Genomic DNA, 19692 nt, shown 5'->3' with positions numbered 1-19692 from the left:
GAGTCCGGGTGGCCGATCTGCGGAGTGTCGTCGAAGCGTTGATTCGCCGGCCGGCGTTCTGGCGGGCCGACCCGCCGCTGCCCACGGTGCTCGTGACGGGCCCTGAGGCGCTCGCCGCGGTCGAGGTGCTCGCCGAGCCGTTCCAGGACTCCGTGCCCTGCGCCCACGTCAAGGAGGGCGAGTACGGGACGGTCCAGGAGCTGGTGAAGGCTCTGGCGGGGGAGCACGGCCAGCTGGGCAAGCCGGTGGGCGGGTCGCTGTTGCCGCCGCCGCGCTTCCCGCTCGCGCAGTTCGTGCTGTGGGCCAGGGAGCAGCGGGACCTGCCGCCGCCGGACGCCGCCGGAAGCTGGCCGCCGGATCCGCACTCCCACACGGGCTACCGGGCGTTCAAGGAACGGCTCAAGGAGTGGCAGCGGAGCAGCCGCGACAGCGACCGGGGTCGCAGGACCTCGGCCGACTTCCTGGCGCGCGCCGCGACGACCTGGGTGCCGGTCGGCACGCTGGCCGTCTGGTGGTTCAACGGCCCCGCCGACCTCGTCGGCCTCGCCCCGTGGGTGCTCGGCCTGCTGGTGGCCGCGCTCGGCACCACCGGCCAGGCCTTCTTCTCGATCAGGGGGACGCTGTTCACCGGCTGGCTGCGCAAGCAGCCGTACGTACGGCGCAAGCGGTTCGAACGGCCCACCCCGTACGCGCTGCGCCTGGCCAACGCCGACGACGAGGCCATCGAGCGGTTATTGGTGCACGCGCTGATGCGGGATCTGCGCGAGGCGTACAAGAAGTGGATCATCCCGTGGCCGAGCTGGGGCAGAGGTCTGTACGCCCTGCTGCTGATCCAGGTCGTCGATCCCGACGGGGTCAACGCCCGGTTCCTGCGACTCGTGGAGGAGACCACCAAGAAGACCGGGTTGCTGCCGCCGATGGTCGTGCTGGCGGCTGTGTCCTCCGTCCCGCCCGGACCGCCGATCGGGACCGCGGAGCTGGACGAGCTGCCCGAGGTCGTCGGGCGGTGGCGGGCCGCGGCCCGGCTCCGCGTCCCCGACCTGCGGATCGGCATCGAGGCCGCGGAGGTGCCCGCCCTGGGGGCGTATCCGCCGGTGCTGCCGCGCAGGAAGCGGGCCCTGGCCTACTGGACGGCCATCGGGCTGCTGCTGGTCCTGCCGTTCGCCCTGGTCGTCTGGATGCAGCGGGACAGGGTCGCGCACTGCGGCGGTCTGCAGTGGGCGGAGCGGATCGGCGCCGAGTGCGTCGGCATCGTGAACGCCACCGGCGCCACGCCGGACGACCTCTTCGACGGCGCCGTGAAGGAGCTGGTCAAGAAGATCGACGCGAACAACGGCTACGCCCTCGGCTCGGGACGGTACGTCAGCGTGGTCCTGTTCGGCGAGTTCTCGATCACGAAGACCGAGGCGAACGACACCCGGCTGTCGGCCGCCGTGTCCGAGCTGGAAGCGGTGGAGGAGCAGCAGCGGACCGCCAGCACCACGCCCCGGCTGCGGGTGCTGCTCGCCAACGCCGGCGACAACTTCGGCCACGGCCGCCGGACGGCGCAGCTCATCACCGAACTGGCCGCGCAGGATCCGCACGTGATGGGCGTGATCGGCCTGCCGCGCAGCGTGGAGGGCGTCAGCCAGGCGATCGAGGAGTTGCACCTGGCGAAGATCCCGATGGTGGCGACCACGGCGACGGCGGACCGGATCGGCTACGTCGGCGACTCCGCCGACGGCAAGCAGCCCGGCCAGCCGTCCCCCTACTACTTCCAGATGGGGCCGACCAACTTCCGTGAGGCGACGCTGGGCGCGCGGTTCGCCCGGCACATGCTGCTCGCAGACGTGGACAAGCCGGTCGCGGTCATCGTCCAGGACGAGTCGATCACCGACCAGTACACGAAGAACCTGGCCGACGACTTCGAGACCGCGCTGAAGGCGCAGGGCATCACCGTCAAGGAGCCGAAGGACTACAACGTCGAGTCGGGCGGCATCCAGGAGGCCGCTGTGGCGGCCTGTGGCCTCAAGCCGGACGTCTTCCTCTATGCCGGGCGGGCTTCGGAGTTCCTCGGCTTCCTGACCTCGGTGGAGGGCAGCGGCTGCAAGGACGCGAAGGTGCTCGCGGGCGACGACGTCGTCAGGGCGATGGCCGGCCACGCCGGTGAGATAGCCCACATGAAGCAGATGGAGGTCTACTACGTCGCGCTGGCGCACCGGGCGGTGTGGAACCAGAGCGCCACCAAGCAGACCGCCTTCATCAGCGGCCTGCTCGCGGGCGCGCACGCGAAGTCCTCCGACGACAACCTCATCCTGACCTTCGACGCGGCCAACGTGCTCTACCAGGCGGCCAGTACCGCCTACCGGGCCGGCGCGCAGGAGGGCGGCGGCCTGCCCAGCCGGGGCGACATCCTGTACCGGCTGACCAGGAGGGTCTGGAACGGCTCCAGCGGGAAGATCGACTTCGGCTCCGCCGATCTGCACGCTCCGGCCGGCAAGGCCATCGCGATCATGAAGGTGGACGTGGCGCGGGCGGGTAACCCGAAGCCGGTGGTCCGCTGTGGCTCACTGGATGTCAGCGAGCCGCCGCCGAAGGACGCCGTGTGCGCCGGCCTGCCCGACACCGCGCCTCAATGAAATGAAGTACGGCTGCCGCGTCAGAACGCGGCAGCCGTACGAACAGCGGGATCGAGACGTCAGATGGTGCCGACGACCTCGGAGGCGCCGGGGACGTCGCTGAGCGGACGCGACGCCGGGCCGATGTACTTGGCGCTCGGGCGGACCAGACGGCCCGTGAGCTTCTGCTCCAGGATGTGCGCGGCCCAGCCGGCCGTGCGGGCGCAGGTGAACATCGAGGTGAACATGTGCGAGGGCACCTCGGCGAAGTCCAGCACCACGGCCGCCCAGTACTCGACGTTCGTGGCGAGCACCCGGTCGGGCTTGCGCGCGTGCAGCTCTTCCAGCGCGGCCTGCTCCAGAGCGGCGGCGACCTCGTAACGAGGCGCGTTGAGCTCCTTGGCGGTACGGCGCAGCACCCGCGCGCGCGGGTCCTCGGCACGGTAGACGCGATGGCCGAAGCCCATCAGCCGGCTGCCCTTGTCGAGCTCGCTCTGCACGTACTTCTTGGCGTCGCCCAGGTGCTCGACGCCTTCGATCATGTGCAGCACCCGGGCCGGAGCACCGCCGTGCAGCGGGCCGGACATGGCGCCGACGGCACCGGAGAGCGCGGCCGCCACGTCGGCGCCGGTGGAGGCGATGACCCTGGCGGTGAACGTGGAGGCGTTCATGCCGTGCTCGGCGGCCGAGGTCCAGTAGGCGTCGATGGCCTTGACGTGGTTGGGGTCGGGCTCGCCACGCCAGCGGACCATGAACCGTTCGACGATGGTCTTGGCCTCGTCGACGCGGCTCTGCGGCACCATCGGCAGGCCGAGGCCGCGCGCCGACTGCGCCACGAAGGACAGCGCCATCACGGAGGCGCGCGCGAGCTGGTCGCGGGCCTCCTCGTCACTGATGTCGAGGAGCGCCTTGAAGCCGTAGGCCGGGGCCAGCATGGCCAGCGCGCTCTGTACGTCTACGCGGATGTCACCTGAGTGGACAGGAATGGGGTACGGCTCCGCCGGGGGCAGGCCCGGCTGGAACTTGTTGTCGACCAGCAGGCCCCAGACGTGCCCGAAGGGGACACGGCCGACCAACTCCTCGATGTCGACACCCCGGTAGCGAAGGGCGCCCCCTTCTTTGTCCGGTTCCGCGATCTCGGTCTCGAAAGCTACAACGCCCTCGAGGCCGGGTTTGAAGTCGGACATTCTCGGCCGCCTCCCTTTCTTGCCATGTTGCGGCAATGCCTTGATGTCGAGATACCGGCGGGTCAATTTAACCCCCTACCCGCCCGTGGTCGGTCTCCGGACCCGCCGGAACGCGAAAGCCGCTGGTAGGGAGTGTTGTGTGGGATCTGCCACCAAGCGCGCAAGAATACCGTCTCGTGGATGCCACCTCGCGCCCGCCCGCGCTGGCGGGGCTTCGCCGTACGTATGAGGGCGAGCCGCTGCTCGAAGCCGATCTCTCCGCCGATCCGATCACCCAATTCGCCACCTGGTTCCAGGAGGCGCTCACGGCCGGCCTGCCGGAACCGAACGCCATGGTGCTGGCCACGGCCTCGGCCGGTGGCCGGCCGAGCGCCAGGACCGTCCTGCTGAAGGGCTATGACGAGCAGGGGTTCGTCTTCTACACCAACTACGAGTCGCGCAAGGGCCGCGACCTGGCCGAGAACGCCCGCGCGTCGCTGCTGTTCCCCTGGCACCCGATCCGCCGCCAGGTGCGGATCGAGGGCACGGTGGTGCGGCTCTCGCACGAGGAGTCGGCCGACTACTTCAACTCCAGGCCGTACGGCTCGCGGATCGGGGCCTGGGCCTCGCGCCAGTCCGCGGTCGTGCGGTCCAGGGAGGAGCTGGACGCCCGCTACGACGAGCTCGCCGCCCGGTGGCCGGAGCATCCGCCCGTGCCCGACTTCTGGGGCGGGTTCCGGGTCAGCCCGCTGGAGGTGGAGTTCTGGCAGGGGCAGCTTGACAGGATGCATGACAGGCTGCGATACCGGCGAACGCGCCCCGGATGGGTTCTGGAGAGACTCGCCCCTTAATGTGCCTTAAGTGGCAATCGGCGAGCTGGTCAAGCGTCATCTCATAGACATACGGCCGCTGGCCGTTCCCACCTATCGACGCCTCTGGTCCGGTCAGGCCATCGCCAACATCGGCATCGGCGTGACCGTCGTCGCGGTCAGCAAGCAGGTTTGGGACCTCACTCAGTCCTCGTTCTGGGTCGGCCTGCTGGGGCTGGCCAACCTGCTCCCGCTCCTGGTGTTCGGGCTGTGGGGCGGGGCGTTCGCCGACGCGGTCGACCGGCGCCGGCTGCTGATCACCAGCTCGCTCATCTCCTGGGGCGCGACGCTCTTCATCCTGGCCCAGGCCCTCCTCGGCCTGGGCAACGTCTACCTGCTGCTGCTCGCCTCGGCCGTGAGCGCGACGGGGTTCGCGATGACCTCGCCCGCCCGCGGCGCGATCATCCCGAGGATCCTGCCCGCCGAGCTGGTGCCCGCCGCCAACGCGCTCAACTCGCTGGTCTTCGGGTTCGGCGCGATCGTCGGGCCGATGATCGCGGGCGTGCTGCTGGCCTGGCAGGGCTACGCGCTGGCGTACGGGATCGACGCGGTGCTCTTCACGGCCAGCCTGTACGCCTCGATCCGGCTGCCCCAGCTGCTCCCCATGGGCGAGATCCAGCGGCCCGGCTGGCGCTCGGTGATCGACGGGCTGCGCTACATCGCGACCGGGCCGGTCCTGCTGATGTCGTTCGTCGTGGACATCATCGCGATGGTGTTCGCGCTGCCCAGGGCGCTGATCCCGCAGGCCGTGTCCGAGCGCTTCGACGGCTCGCCGATCGCGCTCGGCTGGCTGTCGGCCGGCATGGCCATCGGCGCGGTGCTCGGCGCGCTCGGCTCCGGCTGGCTGGGCCGCGTACGCCGCCAGGGGGTGGCGCTGACGGTCACGATCGCGCTCTGGGGGCTCAGCGTGGCCGCGGCCGGGTTAGCCCAGCAGCTCTGGCTCATGGTCGTGCTGATGGCCGTCGGCGGCGTGGCCGACATGGTCTCGTCGGTCTGGCGGCAGTCCATCCTGCAGTTGCACGCTCCCGACGAGATGCGCGGGCGGATGCAGGGGGCGTTCATGGTGGTCGTGGCGGGCGGGCCGCGCCTGGGCGACCTGCGGGCCGGGTTGACCGCCGTGTGGTTCGGGATGACGTGGGCGTGGGTGGGCGGCGGGCTGGCGTGCGCCGTCGCGGTCCTGATCGTCGGACTGTCGGTGCCGAGCTTCCGGAACTACCGGGCTGGTTAGCCGGTTTCCTCACGATCGGGAAGTAATCAGCGTGCTCGGTTGTTGGGAGCGTCACCCTCGCCGGTCGTTCTCCCCATAGGGTGCCGAGTGACTTCTGTGGCCCCGTCGCCGACGGGTCCAGACCCTGCCCTGACCGGCGTAGCATTCAGATGGGAGGAGCCTTGACCGCACACGGCCTGATCGACACCACGGAGATGTACCTCCGCACGATCTTCGAGCTCGAGGAGGAGGGCATCGTCCCGTTGCGCGCGCGCATCGCGGAGCGGCTCCAGCAGAGCGGTCCCACCGTGAGCCAGACCGTGGCCCGGATGGAGCGCGACGGCCTGGTCCGCGTCGAAGGTGACCGCCACCTGTCGATGACCGACCTCGGGCGCACCCTGGCCACGCGCGTGATGCGCAAGCACCGGCTCGCGGAGTGCCTGCTGACCCAGGTGATCGGCCTGCCCTGGGAGGACGTGCACATCGAGGCGTGCCGCTGGGAGCACGTGATGTCCGAGTCCGTGGAGACCCGGCTGGTGACGCTGCTCGACAACCCGACGGTCTGCCCGCACGGCAACCCGATCCCCGGATTGGGCGAGCTGGGCGCCAGAGAGCCCGTAGAGGGTGGCCCCAGCCTCTTGACATCCATGTCCGACCTCGCCGGACCCAGGGATATACCCGTAGTCGTGCGGCGAATTAGCGAACAAGTGCAAAGCGATCCTGCTGTGATGCTTAAACTCAAGCAAGTTGGGATACAACCCGGACGCGAGGTGACGCTCGCGGCGAGCGACGACGGTGTGCGGGTGACAGGTGACGGTGACGCGAACGACACTCTCGCGGAGCTTCCGCGTGACGTTGCCGCGCATGTTTTCGTCTCCAGGCGCTGACTCGCCCGCTACTCCTTGGTTGAATCCCTATTGGGAGGCCCTCCACTCCCGGCCGGTCGACGCTGTTGCAGGAGTGCCCGTGGTTCGCATTGCGCACATGCCCTCCCTAGGAGTGGTCTCCGGATGAAGCGTTGGGGGGATGTGTCCCAGGAAGAGGCTGATCATCTGGCGGCTGAATCCGTGCTTGATCATGCCGAGATGGCGGTCGTCGTGACCGACCGTTTCAGCAATCTCCTGTATTGGAACCCCTTCGCCGAGAAGCTCTTCGGCCGCCCGTCGAAGTCGTCACGTGACACCTCGATGCTGTCGCTGGGCATCATGGAGAAGGACCACCCGCTCGCCATCGAGCTCACCAAGCATGTGCTCAAGGGCGGCGTGTGGGAGGGCACCTTCGACGTGCGGCGGGGTGACGGCACGATCGTCTACGTCCGCGCCCAGGCCGTGCCGCTGCGCCACCCCTCGGGGTCGGTGACCGGCATCGTCGTCACCGCCCGCGAGGCGCTGCGCAGCAACGAGCGGGAGAAGGACCGCTTCGGCCTGCTGGAGCGCATCGGCGAGCGGCTGGCCGGCTCTCTTTACGTCGAGGAGACGCTCAAGCGGGTGGCCGAGATGCTCGTCCCGCAGTTCGCCGACCACTGCTTCATCGAGCTGATGGAGGGCGACCGGCTGGTCCGGCGGGTCTCGCAGCACGTTCAGGGCTGGAGCCCACCGGCCGGCACCTGGAAGCCCGTGGGCGCGGAGATCCGCTACCCCGCCTCCCACTACGCCGACACCGCGCTGCGCCGCCAGGAGACCATCCTGGTCGAGGACTTCGCCGTCAGCAGCTTTCCGTCGCCGAGCGAGGGCAGCGCCAAGCTGTGCGGCGAGGTCGGCATGACCTCCGCCATCGTGGCCCCCCTGTGCGTACGCGGCGAGACGCTCGGCCTGATGTACCTCGGGCTGTCCAACCTGACCGACCGCCGCAGCCCCCACTACGACGCCTTCGACCGCGACTTCGTCGGCGCCATCGCCACCCGGGTCGCGCTCGCGATCGACAACGCGCTGCTGTTCGAGGAGGAGCGGCACACCGCCGAGTCCTTCCAGAAGCACCTGCTGCCGCGCGCGCTGCCCCAGCTCGACGGCCTGCAGATCGCGGTGCGCTACTACCCGGCGGCGCCGCTCGCCTCCCACGGCCAGGGCATCCAGACCCAGGTCGGCGGCGACTGGTACGACGTGATCCCGCTGTCGGCCGGTCGCGTCGGCATCGTCATCGGCGACGTGGAGGGCCGGGGCGCCAAGGCCGCGGCCATCATGGGCCAGCTCAGGGCGGCGCTGCGGGCCTTCGCGCAGGACGACAAGTCGCCGGCCGACATCCTGGCCAGGCTCGACGAGTGGACCCGCATCATCGCCACTCCCGAGAAGGACGACAGCGGCGCCGACATCAGCGTCCCGCCGATCGTGACCTGCCAATACCTGGTCTATGACGCCTGGTCGCGGCAGCTGTCGTTCGCCAACGCCGGGCACGCGCCGCCGCTGCTGCTCGTCGACGGCCAGTGCGTCGAGCTCGACATCGAGGAGGTCGGCCAGCCGTTGGGCGTACGCGCCAAGGGCCTGCACGCCGACCTCGTCTACAAGGAGGAGACCCGCACGCTGCCGCCCGGCGCGGCGCTGCTCCTCTACACCGACGGCCTGGTCGACCGCCGCCCCGGCCGCGACGGCCGGATGCCGAGCGACGAGGAGACGCTGGGCGTCCTCTGCGAGAAGCTGGCGAAGATGGCCGACGCCGAGGTGGAGCGGGTGGCCGACGCGGCGACCGTCGCGGTGCCCGGCGAGATCGACGACGACATGGCGATCCTGGTGGTCCGGTCGAGCGAGTCGGACCTCGACGTCGAGGAGCGCACGTTCCCGGCCCAGCCGATCATGGTCGGCGAGGCGCGCCGGATGGCCTCCGAGGCGTTCGGCGGCTGGAACGTCCCCGAGGAGCGCGCCGAGCTGGCCTGCCTGCTGGTCTCCGAGGTCGTCACCAACGTGGTGCTCCACGCGGCTCACGGGAGCGTGCCCCGCAGGGAGCTGGTCGTCGAGGGGCCGCCGCTGCCGTTCGAGGAGTCGTGGGACGTGCCCGGCTTCGAGGACGAAGTGGTGAGCGACAAGGAGTTCACGCTGCGGCTGCGCAGGGGCGAGGAGTCGGTCTGGGTCGAGGTGTTCGACCAGGACCTGCGCCTGCCCCGGATCCGCAGCGCGGGGGAGAACGACGAGGGCGGACGGGGCCTTTACCTGGTGGACCAGCTCGCCAGGCGCTGGGGGTCGAGACCCACCAGGGAAGGCAAAGCCGTCTGGTTCGAGATTCCCACCCGTAGCCGCTGAGTGGTTAGCTCGAGCCCATGGACCTGGCCTTCGAGCGTCGCGGCACCGGCGCGCCGCTGATCCTCCTGCATGGCATCGGGCACCACTGGCAGGCATGGCTGCCGGTCATGGACCGCCTCGCCGCCTCCCGCACCGTCATCGCCATCGACCTGCCCGGCTTCGGGGTCTCGCCCGGCCTGCCCGAGGGCACGCCGTACACCGCGGAGTCGCTCGCCGACGCGGTCGAGTCGTTCTGCGCGCTGCTCGGCGTGCGCGAGCCGCACGTCGCGGGCAACTCGCTCGGCGGCTACATCGCGCTGGAGCTGGCCTCGCGCGGCGTGGTCCGTACCGCCACCGCGCTGTCGCCAGCGGGTTTCTGGTCGCGCTCGGAGCTGCTGTACTGCCGGTCGGTGCTGCGCGCGCTGCGGGCCACGGCCAGGGCGCTGCCGCCGGAGCAGGCCATCGGGCTCGCCGAGAACCCCCTCGGCCGGGCCCTGTCGGCCGGGCTCCTGGTGGCCCATCCGTCCCGGATGTCGCCGACGGCGCTGATCGCCGCCACCCAGGCGTTGGGCGGTGCGCCCGGCTTCGACGAGACGCTGGAGGCGTTCGCCGGAGTGATGCCGCCCGCGCCGCCCAAGTCGCCCATCACGATCGCCTGGGGCGAGCACGACCGGCTGCTGCCGCGCCGTCAGGCCGTACGCGCCGCCAGGTGGTCGGGGCAGCGGGTCAAGCTGCTCAAGGGCTGCGGTCACGTGCCGATGAGCGACGATCCGGGGCTGGTGGCCCGGGTGCTGCTGGACGGCAGCGCCGGTTAGGCGGCTTCCAGGTTGGCGGCCATCTGGTTCAGCACCGCGAGGGTGGTCTGGAAGTCCTGCGTGCTCACGCCCTGGATGGCGAGCTGCCTGAACTCGCCCACACGATCGAGGACCGCCGTGTGGGCCGTCTTGCCCTCCTCGGTGAGAGTGGCGCCGGTGATCCATCCTCTGGCGGTCAGCTCGCGCACCGCGTCGCCGACGCCGTCGAACGCCTTCAGCGCCTCGTACGGGTCGTCGCCCTCGGCCACGGCGTTGAGTGCCTGCCATTGGCGGCGCGAGAGCTCATGGTCGTGGAGCGCGCGCTCCATCGTGTCCTCAAGGAGGGCGTGGACATGCTTCAGGAGGAAGCCAATTCTTCGGTTCATGGATGTATAATAGCAACTATATGTACTCTGACAATGAAATTGCGGCGATCGAGCGCGCGATGGTCGCCATCCGGCGCAGGCAGAGCAGGCGCGCGCTGGCGCGGCTGCAGGGCGCCCCGGGCCCAGAGTTCGAGGTGCTCGACGTGATCGAGTCCGCGAGCGCGCCCGCCACCGTCTCCACGGTGGCCGAGGCGCTCTCGGTCGACCAGCCGAGGGCGAGCAGGCTGGTGGCGGCGGCCGTCGCGGCCGGCCTGGTCGAGCGGCGGGCGGACCAGGCCGACGGGCGCCGGGCGCTGCTCGTGCTGACCGGGGCCGGCCGGACGGCGCTGGAGCAGGCGCATCGCGGCAGGCAGGCGGCGTTCGCCGAGGCGATGACGGGATGGTCGGACGCGGAGCGCGCGGAGTTCGCGCGGCTCCTCACCCGCTTCGTCGAGGGGCTCCCCGGTTAGCTACCCCGGCCGGCTTCTCGGTCAGCGGAACGTCTGGCCATAGATGAGCAGCATGACGATGATGAAGACGATCATCACCCCGGCGTAGCCGACCGGCCCCAGGCGCAACACGCGGCGCACGCGGTTGAGCCCCCAGGCGAACAGCAACGCCAGGAAAACCAGCAGGATCAGGCCGCCGTACATGCTGACCAGTATGCGGTGTCGGGGCGCTCCCCGCGCGTCAGTTGGAGTTGCCGTGACTGGCGGGCCAGCCCTTGGTCTCCATCTTCGCCAGCCGGCGAACCTTGATCTTCTTCGGCTGGGTCTTCCGGCTGTCCTCCGGCGCGATCTCTTCGGGACGCACTGAGCAGCCTCCTAGGTCGGTTTCGTTTGGGGCGACGGACGCGATTCTGAACGATCAACGACCGCTGTCAAGCGCCACACACATCACACTCGTCACGGGCGGGGTAACGGACGAAGATCTGATCGTCGGGCGCCACCAGGTTGAGGCCGTACGCGTAGCCGGGCGCCACGTCGGGGATGCCGGTGAGCAGTGAGATCACCGCATGGGCGGTGAGCAGGCCCGACAGGCCGCCCGAGGTCGAGAGGACGCCGGGCCAGCCGGAGTCGGTCATCCTCCCATGACGCTCGCCTTCGGCCCGCAGGCACTCGTAACACGGGAAACCCGGCGCGAAGACGCCCACCGAGAGCTGCGGTCCCTCGTAGCCGCCGCCCACCCAGGGGATGCCCGCGGCGGCGCAGGCCCGGTTCGCCCAGCGGCGGATGCCGCCGGGCTCGCGGGGCTCGTCCGCGCAGAGCGCGAGCACGTCGAAGCCGGTGATCAGCCGGGCCAGCTCCTCCAGGCTGCCGATCCGCCGGTTCTCGCCGGTCACCTCGACGTGGGAGTTGACCGCGCGCAGCCGTTCGGTGGCGACCTCCACTTTGGGCAGGCCCACGTCCGCTTCGCCGTACAGGGTCTGGCGGTTGAGGTTCGACAGTTCGACGCGGTCGCCGTCCACGCAGTGGATCGCGCCGACGCCGGCCGCCGTGAGTGCCCACGCGGTGTGCGAGCCGGTGCCGCCCAGGCCGAGCACGACCACCCTGGCCTGCTTGAGCGAGAGCTGGGGTGCCCAGCTCGGCTCGCGCGGGCGCAGGCTCGCCCAGCGGAAGTAGGCGGCGTTCCTGGCGTACCGGTCCAGCTCGGCGGGGGCCAGCTCCGGCGGCGGCGCGGCGGACGCGTCCTCGACGTGGCCGGAGTCCAGCAGCGTCGCGACCAGCTCGGCGGCGTTCGGGCAGCCCTCCGCGAGCGTGGTGACGATCTCTCCTCGGGTACGGGTGCCGTCCATGAGCTGCAGGGCGCGCCAGGCGTGGCCGTGCGGGTCCTCGATCTCACTGGCGAGTCCGTAGATTTCCCCGCCTATCCGGATCGTGCCGTTGTCGAGTCGATACGGCTGATGCTCCGGTTTTACCCGAGGACGCGTCATGCGTCCGGATTCTAGAACCCGAAGGACCTTCCGATGATCTCCTTCATGATCTCGGTGGTGCCGCCGTAGATGGTCTGGACGCGGCTGTCGATCCACGCCTTGGCGACCGGGTACTCCATCATGTAGCCGTAGCCGCCGTGCAACTGGAGGCAGCGGTCGATGACCTTGTTCTGGAGCTCGGTGGTCCACCACTTGGCCTTGGCGGCGTCGACCACGGTCAGCTCCTTGGCGTTGAGCGCCCGGATGCACTTGTCCACGTAGTGACGGGCGATCTCCGTCTCGGTGGCCAGCTCCGCCAGGACGAACCGGGTGTTCTGGAAGGACCCGATATTCCGCCCGAAAGCCTGGCGGGACTTGCAGTACTCGATGGTCTGCTCCAGCACCGTCTCCGCCGCCGCGACCGCCGCCACCGCGATGGACAGCCGCTCCTGCGGCAGGTTGTTCATGAGCTGGAAGAAACCCTGGCCCTCTTCGGCGCCGAGCCGGTTGGCCACGGGGACACGGACGTTCTCGAAGAACAGCTCGGCCGTGTCCTGTGCCTTCATCCCGATCTTGTCGAGGTTGCGACCCCGCCCGAACCCCTCCATGCCCCGCTCGACGACCAGCAGCGTGGTGCCACGCGCCCCGCCCGCGGGATCGGTCTTGGCGACCACCACGACGAGGTCGGCGTTGATCCCGTTCGTGATGAACGTCTTCTGCCCGTTGACCAGGTAATGATCGCCTTCGCGGACCGCGGTCGTCCTGACCCCCTGAAGGTCGCTCCCGGCGCCCGGCTCGGTCATCCCGATCGCCGTGATGAGCTCGCCGCTGACGAACCCGGGCAGCCAGCGCCGCTTCTGCTCCTCATCGGTCAGGTCGACGAGGTACGGCGCCATGATGTCGTTGTGCAGCCCGAACCCGAGCCCTGACGCGCCGTGCCGGATGATCTCCTCGACGATGACCGCGTTGAACCGGAAGTCGGTGACACCGGCTCCGCCGTGCTCCTCGGGGACGGAGAACCCGAACAGGCCGATCTCCCCGGCCTTCTTCCACACATCACGCGGGACGATGCCGTCCTTCTCCCACTGGCCGTGGTGTGGCACGACTTCACGGGCCATGAACTCGCGCACGGTCTCCTGGAAGAGCAGGTGCTCCTCGTCGAAGAGGTCTCGCCGCATCAGTCGCCTCCAAGCGGGGGGTGGTCGTGCTGGACAGAATACGATTCTGTTGCTTGTTCGCGGGGGCGGACACGGGTTCATCACAAGTGCCGTTAGTTGCGGTGTTCGGCGGACATCGACCCTAAGATCGACCTTCGGCTTACTGTTGATCGGAGTGTGCCGTGAGTCGGTGGCGTAGGGCGTTGATCGCCGCATCGGTCGGATTACCCGCAGCCGTAGGGCTGATGGCGCTGCACGTTCCCTCGGCGTCCGCTGCTCCGGCCGATCTCCAGGTCGACTATCGGTGTACGGCCAACACGCCCACCTCCATCGTCCGGCACGATCCCGTACGGCTGACCACCCGGCTCAACTTCGCCACGGACCTCGTCGTCGGTGATCCGCTCAACTTCATCTGGAAGCTTGACTACGCCGACGACACCCGGCTCCAGTCGCCCGGCTACTTCCCCGCCGGCGCCCTGCTGCACGCGGTCGGCAACGTCGAGCTCGACAGCAGCTGGCAGGGCATTCTCAAGCCGAAGGGCTCCGCCGACCAGACGGCGGAGCTGCGGCCCGACGACGAACTGGCGCTCCCCGAGACGCTGACCGACCCTGGGCTCATCAACAAGGCGGGCACGATCAAGGTGTCGCCGAAGGACATCGTCGTCGACTTCACGCCGCCGGACGGCAGCGTCGTCGTCAACGACGGCAATGAGGCCGACAATCCGAGCGACCTGGAGATCGTCTACAACGGGACATGGACCCCGCGCGACGACCTCCCCGGCTCCGAGCATCACGAGCACAACGACCTGCACGAGACCACCACGCCGGGCGACTCGGCCGAGTTGACGTTCATCGGCACCCAGGTGGAGTACATCGGCCCGTGGGACAAGACCGCGGGCCCGGTCGACGTCTACCTCGACGGCACCAAGCGGGCCACGGTGAACCCGTCGCGAGACGGCAACGACAAGCCGCGCAACTCCAACATGGACGGTGGCCACACTCTGTGGAAGTCGCCGACCCTGGCGTACGGCAGCCATGTTGTCAAGATCGTGAGCGCGTCCGCGAGTCCGGTCTGGCTCGACGCCTTCAAGGTCTCGACCACGGCGAAGACGCCGACCGGTTTCCACCGCGCGACCTGCCATCTGATCGGCGGGCCGGTCTCGGTGATCGTCACGGTCCGGGAGCCCACGAAGCCCACCGAGACGGTCTCCCCGACGATCTCTCCGACGGTCAATCCCTCTGAGACGCCGACCAAGCCCACGCCGACCGGCTCGGTCAGCTCGTCGAGCAGCCCGACGGCCACGATCCCGCACGTGGACCCGGGCGTGGACCGCAATCTCGTCAGCGTGGTGCCGGGAACCTTGAACACCGGCACGCCGACCCCCAAACCCACCACGACCAAGACCAAGTACGTCAAGGCGCAGGTCGCCAAGACGCCCAAGGGCGGGGTCGACTCCGGTGAGGCGCCTGAGCCGCCGGGCGGCGGGTCGTACGGGCTGATCGCGGGCGGTTCGATGCTGCTCATGGGCAGCGCCACAGGAGGGCTGCTGCTACGGCGGCGCAAGGCCGAGCACGCCGGAGGAGTTGAGTCATGACCGAGCAGAAGCCGCTGCTGAACAGGGCACTTCCCGGGCTGTTGATCGCTGGGTCGCTGGCCGGGGTGGGCGCCGTCATGGTCGGCCTGCTGTCGCTGGCGCCGACCGTGGACGACGGCTCGGGTCCCGGGCCGCAGGCGCAGCCAGGGGACACGGTTCAGATCCAGAACGCGGCGGGCGCCTTCATCCTGCCTCCGACCGTGGGCCCCGGCGGCAAGAACGTGCCGCTCACCCCCGCCCGCCTCGACGCGCCGCCGCCGCTGGCCGCCGCCCCGGTCGTCGCGGCCATCCCGCCGGCCAAGACCAAGGCCACGAAGGCGAAGCCGTACCGGATCAAGATCCCCAAGATCAAGGTCAACGCCACCATCGGTTCGGTCACCGTCGACCTCAAGGGCAACCTCATGACCCCGCCGCTGACGAAGCCCAGCCTGACGGGCTGGTACAAGTTCTCGCCGGTCCCGGGCGAGATCGGGCCCGCGGTGATCAACGGCCACGTGAGCACCAAGAAGGGCGCGGCGGTGTTCTACCGGCTCTCCGAGGTGGCCAAGGGTGACCAGATCTACGTGTACCGGTCGGACAAAAAGGTGACGCGGTTCACGGTGAGTGGGGTCGAGCAGGTCAGCAAGTCCTCGTTCCCGACGGCTCGGGTGTACGGGAACACGAAGAACGCGCAGCTCAGGCTGATCACTTGCGGGGGCGTCTTCAACAAGACGGCCCACAGTTACACGGACAACATCATCGTGTACGCCACCCTGTCCAAGAAGAAGGGGTGAACGGCGGGCAAGTGCTTGCTTGTAGGGTTTACGCGAACTTCACAGGGACAGTTCGTATCATCGCTACCTAACCGTGACCAACGGCTGGGATTCTGATACGCCTGTTGATACTGCGCGCTGAAACGGAGAAGGACAGTGCTGACCTCCAAGGCGAGGCACCGCCTCGCCCTCAAGGCATCTGGCCTGGCCTTAGCGGGTGCGGGTATCTTCTGGGTCGTTCCGGCGATGGCCGCGATGGCCACACCGGTTGACGTGACCTATACCTGCAGCAACGGGTCCAGCTATCCGTTCCAGATGGAGCTGAAGACTCCGGGTGTGTCGGTCACTCCCAGCTCTACCGTGACCGTCACATGGGATATCCGCCAGCCAACGGCAAGCCCGAGCCTGCTGGCGACCGCGCAGATCACCCCCAGCAGCACGATCGTCGCCGAAGCCGTCGTCAGCCCCAGCGGGACTCCGATGCCGTCGACGCCGGTGACTGTCGGAGTGACGTCCACCCCATTGGCGACCGTGTCCGCGAACTCGCCCTTGCCCTTGCCGACGTTCGGCATCGTCGTGAAGCCGACCGCCACTGGGACGGTCGCGATCAAGGGCGGCAGCTTCTCCATCAAGGTCAACAGCACCCAGTCGTACAGCTGCAGCCCTGGCCCGTCCGGCGGACCGTCCATGCACCTCGTCGTCGCGACCGGAACCACCCCCACGGGCACCCCGTCCGGCAGCAACACCCCGAGCACCACCCCCACCCCCACTCCCACGCCGACACCCACTCCCACCCCCAAGCCCACCAAGACGACCACCGTCATGGTCACCAAGACGCCCCACGCGACGAAGACCACCACCAAGAGCTCCAAGACGCCCAAGGCCGGAGCCGACACAGGTGGTGGCGGTGACATGGGTCCCGACGGCAGGATGGTCGTGCTGACCGGATCCGCACTGATACTCGCCGCCGGCGTTGGAGGACTCGTGATGCGTCGCCGTTCCGCCACCAGAGGCTGATCGAGGTGGCCGGACAGTACCCCTACGGGGGCGAGCCGCCGCAGGACAGGGGCAGCACCGTACTCAGGTCGGTGCTGATCCTCGCCGCCGTGGCCGGGGTGGTGACCGTGGTGGCCGGGCTGCTGATCGTGCTCCGTTCGCCCGAGGAGTACGGCCTGGCCAGCCAGCGGGACACGCTGCCCGTCACCGTGCAGCCCGACGGCAAGACGACGGGACAGCCGGCGCAGGCCCTGTTCAAGGCGGCCCCCACCGTGCCGCCGCCGCTGCCGCTGCCGGACCCGGCGCCAGCGATGCTGCCGTCCACGCCGCAGCGGATCGTGATCAAGAGACTGGGGATCAACGCGCCGGTCGAGTCCCTCGGGCTCGCCAAGGACGGGACGATCCAGGTGCCGGCGGCCAACAATCCCAATCTGGTCGGCTGGTACCGCAACATGTCCACCCCCGGCGAAGCCGGTCCGGCCGTGATGCTCGGGCACAAGGACACCCGGACGCGCAGTGCCGTCTTCAGCCGCCTGTACGAGATCCGTAACGGCGATACCATCGAGGTCAAGCGGCAGGACCGTACGACCGCGGTGTTCACCGTCGGCGGCGTCGAGCAGGCGAGCAAGAAGACGTTCCCCACCCAGCGCGTCTACGGCAACCAGCCCAACGCCAACGCCCAGCTCCACCTCATCACCTGCGGCGGCACGTACAACCGCAGCATCGGTCACTACACCGACAACATCATCGTCTATGCGACGATGACAAGCTCCTATCGAGGCTGAACGCGGAGGCGCGTCATGGGCTGGATGGCTAAGCGGAGACTGCGTACTGGCCCGACGGCGGCGTTGCCCGCCAAACCGAGCCAGGCAGATCTCCTGCGACTGGTACGGCTGGCAGACCCGGAGGCCCGCGAGGACGGCGCCGACATCGTGGCGGTGGACGTCCGGATGCACGCCCCGGTCGAGGCCGAGCCCGAGTTGGTGGGCGGCGAGCTGGAACAGGTGTGGGCCTGCCGGGTGGTGGCGGAGGGTCCGCTGCCGTTCGACTACTTCGACCGCTACCTGGCCGAGGGGATCGCCTTCCGCCTCGGCGGTCTGGCCGTGTGCAGAGGCGAGGTGACCGACCCCGCCGACAGTGATCGTGGCGGTCCAGCGGTGATCCTTCCGGAACGGCCGACGCCGGATGAGCTGCGGGCGGTGCTGAGCGGGCTCGACGACAGCCCGAAGGCTGACGTGGGTGACGAGAGCGACAGCGACGACAGCGCTACGGACGACACCGCACCCGAGGACGCCACCACTGCGGACGCGACGCCCCCAGAGGCCGGTACGGGTGCGACCGTCGACACGGAAACCGACGCGAAAGCCGAAACCGACGCCAAAACTGAAGCTGAAGCGAGCGTCGACGCCGAGACTGAAGCAGCCGCCGAAGCCACCGAAGTCGCCGAAGTCGCTGAAGCCGCCAAGGTTGCCGCTGCTCCTGGCGACGACATCAACCCGGACGATTTCCTCTACACGGTCGGCGACATACGGGTCCTCGTGGTCCCGGAAAAGGGCCGTCCGCCCGCCGTACAGGAGCTCCTGCCCTTCGCCACCGAGCTGACCGCGATCGAGTTGCGCGGCGACGACCCCGAGAAGGTCGGCGCGCTCGCGCTGCGTCTGGCCGACGCGCTGAACGGGCTGATCGTGGACCGGTGGCGGTTCCGGATCGACGCGGTGGAGGACCTTCTGCCCCCAGGGTGACGGGGCGTAGAGCATCGTTCTGTTGTAGTCTCTCCCTAATAACCGAACAATGCTCGGTTTCAGGAGGCACTGTGGCAGAGGCGTACATCGTCGGGGCGGTCCGCACCCCGGTCGGCAAGAAGAAGGGCGGCCTTTCCACCGTCCACCCCACTGACCTGGCCGCTCACACGCTGAAGGCGCTGATCGACCGCACCGGCGTCGACCCCACCGCGGTGGAGGACGTCATCATGGGGTGCGTCATGCAGTTCGGCCCCCAGAGCATGGACATCGCGCGAAATGCCTGGCTCTCGGCGGGACTGCCGGAGACCACGGCCGGTGTCACCATTGACCGGCAGTGCGGCTCCTCGCAGCAGTCGATCCACTTCGCCGCGCAGGGTGTCATGTCCGGCACCCAGGACCTGGTCGTGGCGGCCGGCGTCGAGTCGATGAGCATTGTCCCCATGGGCTCGTCGATCACGGCCGCGCTGGAGAAGGGCATGCCGTTTCCGTTCGGCGACATGTGGGTCGAACGGTACGGAAAGCAGGAGATCTCGCAGTTCCGCGGCGCGGAGCTGATGTGTGAGAAGTGGGGCCTCAAGCGCGAGGAGCTGGAGCGGTACGCCTTCGAATCCCACCAGCGGGCCGCCAAGGCCATCGCGAACGGCTACTTCAAGGACCAGATCGCGCCCATCAACGACGTCTCCGACGACGAGGGACCACGGGCGGACACGACGCTGGAGAAGATGGCCGGGCTGAAGACGCTCAAGGAGGACGGCCAGATCACCGCCGCCACCGCGTCGCAGATCTCCGACGGCTCGGGCGCGGTGCTGATCGCCTCGGCGCAGGCCGTGAAGGACCATGGGCTGACCCCGCGCGCCCGCATCCACCAGCTCGCGCTCATGGGCGACGACCCGGTGTACATGCTGACGGCGCCGATCCCGGCGACGCGGCGGGCGCTGGACAAGGCCGGCATGTCGATCGACGACATCGCCGTCACCGAGATCAACGAGGCCTTCGCGCCGGTGCCGCTGGCCTGGATGAAGGAGCTCGGCGCCGACCCGGCCACCGTCAACCCCAACGGCGGCGCCATCGCCCTGGGCCACCCGCTGGGCGGCACGGGCGCGATCCTGATGACCAAACTGCTGCACGAGCTGGAGCGTACGGGCGGCAGGTACGGCCTCCAGACGATGTGCGAGGGCGGCGGCCAGGCCAACGTCACCATCATCGAACGCCTCTAACCTGCCCGGTAGCGCTGAAACGACGGTGCCCCGGCCCCTCGAACGAGGGACCGGGGCACCGCGGGTTGTGTGCGGCGCGCCCATGGCGTTGGGTCGCGCGCCGCACTTACTACC

General features: G+C 69.2%; 20 protein-coding genes. 13 read left to right on the top strand and 7 right to left on the bottom strand.

The genetic code is table 11. The annotated features are described in order from the left end of the window. The first annotated feature begins 8 nt into the window (after positions 1-8). A complete protein-coding gene (locus AB0B61_RS15090) occupies positions 9-2618 on the top strand; it encodes an ABC transporter substrate-binding protein (protein ID WP_358431941.1) in 2610 nt (869 codons plus the stop codon). A gap of 59 nt (positions 2619-2677) precedes the next feature. Here AB0B61_RS15090 and AB0B61_RS15085 read toward each other — a convergent pair whose 3' ends face one another. Beyond that, complete coding sequence (locus AB0B61_RS15085) at positions 2678-3784, bottom strand: citrate synthase 2 (RefSeq protein WP_214643257.1); 1107 nt, start codon at positions 3782-3784, stop codon at positions 2678-2680. A gap of 176 nt (positions 3785-3960) precedes the next feature. Here AB0B61_RS15085 and pdxH point away from each other — a divergent pair, with 176 nt between their 5' ends. The 5 genes from pdxH (at position 3961) to AB0B61_RS15060 (ending at position 9863) form a co-directional block, all read left to right on the top strand. Then, positions 3961-4614, top strand: a complete 654-nt coding sequence (gene pdxH, locus AB0B61_RS15080) for a pyridoxamine 5'-phosphate oxidase (protein WP_225294082.1) — start codon at positions 3961-3963, stop codon at positions 4612-4614. 10 nt (positions 4615-4624) lie between these two features. Continuing rightward, entirely contained in the window at positions 4625-5860 is a 1236-nt protein-coding gene (locus tag AB0B61_RS15075) for an MFS transporter (protein ID WP_358431940.1), read from the top strand. Between the two features lie 161 nt (positions 5861-6021). Next, on the top strand, positions 6022-6726 hold the full coding sequence (locus AB0B61_RS15070) for a metal-dependent transcriptional regulator (RefSeq protein WP_358431939.1): 705 nt from the start codon (positions 6022-6024) through the stop codon (positions 6724-6726). A gap of 123 nt (positions 6727-6849) precedes the next feature. Then, positions 6850-9069 carry a SpoIIE family protein phosphatase gene (locus AB0B61_RS15065; protein WP_357959827.1) on the top strand — a complete coding sequence of 740 codons (2220 nt, stop codon included), beginning with the start codon at positions 6850-6852 and terminating at the stop codon, positions 9067-9069. Between the two features lie 17 nt (positions 9070-9086). Beyond that, positions 9087-9863 carry an alpha/beta fold hydrolase gene (locus AB0B61_RS15060; protein WP_358431938.1) on the top strand — a complete coding sequence of 259 codons (777 nt, stop codon included), beginning with the start codon at positions 9087-9089 and terminating at the stop codon, positions 9861-9863. Here AB0B61_RS15060 and AB0B61_RS15055 read toward each other — a convergent pair. Then, positions 9860-10228 carry a MarR family transcriptional regulator gene (locus tag AB0B61_RS15055; protein WP_358431937.1) on the bottom strand — a complete coding sequence of 123 codons (369 nt, stop codon included), beginning with the start codon at positions 10226-10228 and terminating at the stop codon, positions 9860-9862. The two genes, AB0B61_RS15060 and AB0B61_RS15055, sit on opposite strands and share 4 nt — an antisense overlap. Before the next feature lie 20 nt (positions 10229-10248). Here AB0B61_RS15055 and AB0B61_RS15050 point away from each other — a divergent pair, with 20 nt between their 5' ends. After that, on the top strand, positions 10249-10677 hold the full coding sequence (locus AB0B61_RS15050) for a MarR family transcriptional regulator (RefSeq protein WP_358431936.1): 429 nt from the start codon (positions 10249-10251) through the stop codon (positions 10675-10677). Between the two features lie 21 nt (positions 10678-10698). Here AB0B61_RS15050 and AB0B61_RS15045 read toward each other — a convergent pair whose 3' ends face one another. The 4 genes from AB0B61_RS15045 to AB0B61_RS15030 form a co-directional block, all read right to left on the bottom strand. Then, the gene (locus AB0B61_RS15045) at positions 10699-10860 is read right to left on the bottom strand and encodes a hypothetical protein (protein WP_225294066.1); all 162 of its coding nucleotides are present in this window, start codon (positions 10858-10860) and stop codon (positions 10699-10701) included. Between the two features lie 37 nt (positions 10861-10897). Then, positions 10898-11020, bottom strand: coding sequence for a hypothetical protein (locus tag AB0B61_RS15040; RefSeq protein ID WP_358431935.1), 123 nt, complete (start codon positions 11018-11020; stop codon positions 10898-10900). Between the two features lie 67 nt (positions 11021-11087). Continuing rightward, the gene (locus AB0B61_RS15035; protein WP_358431934.1) at positions 11088-12140 is read right to left on the bottom strand and encodes a HesA/MoeB/ThiF family protein; all 1053 of its coding nucleotides are present in this window, start codon (positions 12138-12140) and stop codon (positions 11088-11090) included. Between the two features lie 11 nt (positions 12141-12151). Beyond that, positions 12152-13297 carry an acyl-CoA dehydrogenase family protein gene (locus AB0B61_RS15030; RefSeq protein ID WP_358431933.1) on the bottom strand — a complete coding sequence of 382 codons (1146 nt, stop codon included), beginning with the start codon at positions 13295-13297 and terminating at the stop codon, positions 12152-12154. 224 nt (positions 13298-13521) lie between these two features. Here AB0B61_RS15030 and AB0B61_RS15025 point away from each other — a divergent pair, with 224 nt between their 5' ends. Together AB0B61_RS15025 and AB0B61_RS15020 are read left to right on the top strand one after the other, a co-directional pair. Beyond that, positions 13522-14871: a hypothetical protein gene (locus AB0B61_RS15025; RefSeq protein ID WP_358431932.1), complete on the top strand. Its 1350-nt coding sequence runs from the start codon at positions 13522-13524 to the stop codon at positions 14869-14871. Beyond that, positions 14868-15644 carry a class F sortase gene (locus AB0B61_RS15020; RefSeq protein WP_358431931.1) on the top strand — a complete coding sequence of 259 codons (777 nt, stop codon included), beginning with the start codon at positions 14868-14870 and terminating at the stop codon, positions 15642-15644. The genes AB0B61_RS15025 and AB0B61_RS15020 overlap by 4 nt, the downstream gene beginning before the upstream one ends. Before the next feature lie 281 nt (positions 15645-15925). On the opposite strand, the gene AB0B61_RS15015 is transcribed toward AB0B61_RS15020, so the two are convergent. Further along, positions 15926-16312, bottom strand: a complete 387-nt coding sequence (locus AB0B61_RS15015; RefSeq protein ID WP_358431930.1) for a hypothetical protein — start codon at positions 16310-16312, stop codon at positions 15926-15928. Between AB0B61_RS15015 and AB0B61_RS15010 the strand changes: the two genes are divergently transcribed. From AB0B61_RS15010 to AB0B61_RS14995, 4 genes are all read left to right on the top strand, one after another. Further along, entirely contained in the window at positions 16311-16640 is a 330-nt protein-coding gene (locus tag AB0B61_RS15010; protein WP_358431929.1) for a hypothetical protein, read from the top strand. The genes AB0B61_RS15015 and AB0B61_RS15010 overlap by 2 nt on opposite strands. 5 nt (positions 16641-16645) lie before the next feature. After that, positions 16646-17404, top strand: coding sequence for a class F sortase (locus AB0B61_RS15005; RefSeq protein WP_358431928.1), 759 nt, complete (start codon positions 16646-16648; stop codon positions 17402-17404). Between the two features lie 24 nt (positions 17405-17428). Beyond that, positions 17429-18361 carry a hypothetical protein gene (locus AB0B61_RS15000; protein WP_358431927.1) on the top strand — a complete coding sequence of 311 codons (933 nt, stop codon included), beginning with the start codon at positions 17429-17431 and terminating at the stop codon, positions 18359-18361. Positions 18362-18432: 71 nt separating this feature from the next. Beyond that, complete coding sequence (locus tag AB0B61_RS14995; RefSeq protein ID WP_358431926.1) at positions 18433-19578, top strand: acetyl-CoA C-acetyltransferase; 1146 nt, start codon at positions 18433-18435, stop codon at positions 19576-19578. Positions 19579-19692 lie beyond the last annotated feature (114 nt).

It is taken from the genome of Nonomuraea sp. NPDC049158 (assembly GCF_040648335.1).
Lineage (GTDB): Bacteria > Actinomycetota > Actinomycetes > Streptosporangiales > Streptosporangiaceae > Nonomuraea.
This window is presented reverse-complemented; position numbering and strand designations above follow the sequence as displayed.

Excerpts from the sequence above, each read along its gene's own strand:
- AB0B61_RS15050 (WP_358431936.1), top strand. The coding sequence starts at position 10,249 with ATGTACTCTGACAATGAAATTGCGGCGATCGAGCGCGCGATGGTCGCC.
- AB0B61_RS15060 (WP_358431938.1), top strand. The coding sequence starts at position 9,087 with ATGGACCTGGCCTTCGAGCGTCGCGGCACCGGCGCGCCGCTGATCCTC.
- AB0B61_RS15045 (WP_225294066.1), bottom strand. The coding sequence starts at position 10,860 with ATGTACGGCGGCCTGATCCTGCTGGTTTTCCTGGCGTTGCTGTTCGCC.
- AB0B61_RS15065 (WP_357959827.1), top strand. The coding sequence starts at position 6,850 with ATGAAGCGTTGGGGGGATGTGTCCCAGGAAGAGGCTGATCATCTGGCG.
- AB0B61_RS15010 (WP_358431929.1), top strand. The coding sequence starts at position 16,311 with ATGCACCTCGTCGTCGCGACCGGAACCACCCCCACGGGCACCCCGTCC.
- AB0B61_RS15055 (WP_358431937.1), bottom strand. The coding sequence starts at position 10,228 with ATGAACCGAAGAATTGGCTTCCTCCTGAAGCATGTCCACGCCCTCCTT.
- AB0B61_RS15035 (WP_358431934.1), bottom strand. The coding sequence starts at position 12,140 with ATGACGCGTCCTCGGGTAAAACCGGAGCATCAGCCGTATCGACTCGAC.
- AB0B61_RS15085 (WP_214643257.1), bottom strand. The coding sequence starts at position 3,784 with ATGTCCGACTTCAAACCCGGCCTCGAGGGCGTTGTAGCTTTCGAGACC.
- AB0B61_RS15025 (WP_358431932.1), top strand. The coding sequence starts at position 13,522 with ATGGCGCTGCACGTTCCCTCGGCGTCCGCTGCTCCGGCCGATCTCCAG.
- AB0B61_RS15030 (WP_358431933.1), bottom strand. The coding sequence starts at position 13,297 with ATGCGGCGAGACCTCTTCGACGAGGAGCACCTGCTCTTCCAGGAGACC.
- AB0B61_RS15015 (WP_358431930.1), bottom strand. The coding sequence starts at position 16,312 with ATGGACGGTCCGCCGGACGGGCCAGGGCTGCAGCTGTACGACTGGGTG.
- AB0B61_RS15020 (WP_358431931.1), top strand. The coding sequence starts at position 14,868 with ATGACCGAGCAGAAGCCGCTGCTGAACAGGGCACTTCCCGGGCTGTTG.
- AB0B61_RS15000 (WP_358431927.1), top strand. The coding sequence starts at position 17,429 with ATGGCTAAGCGGAGACTGCGTACTGGCCCGACGGCGGCGTTGCCCGCC.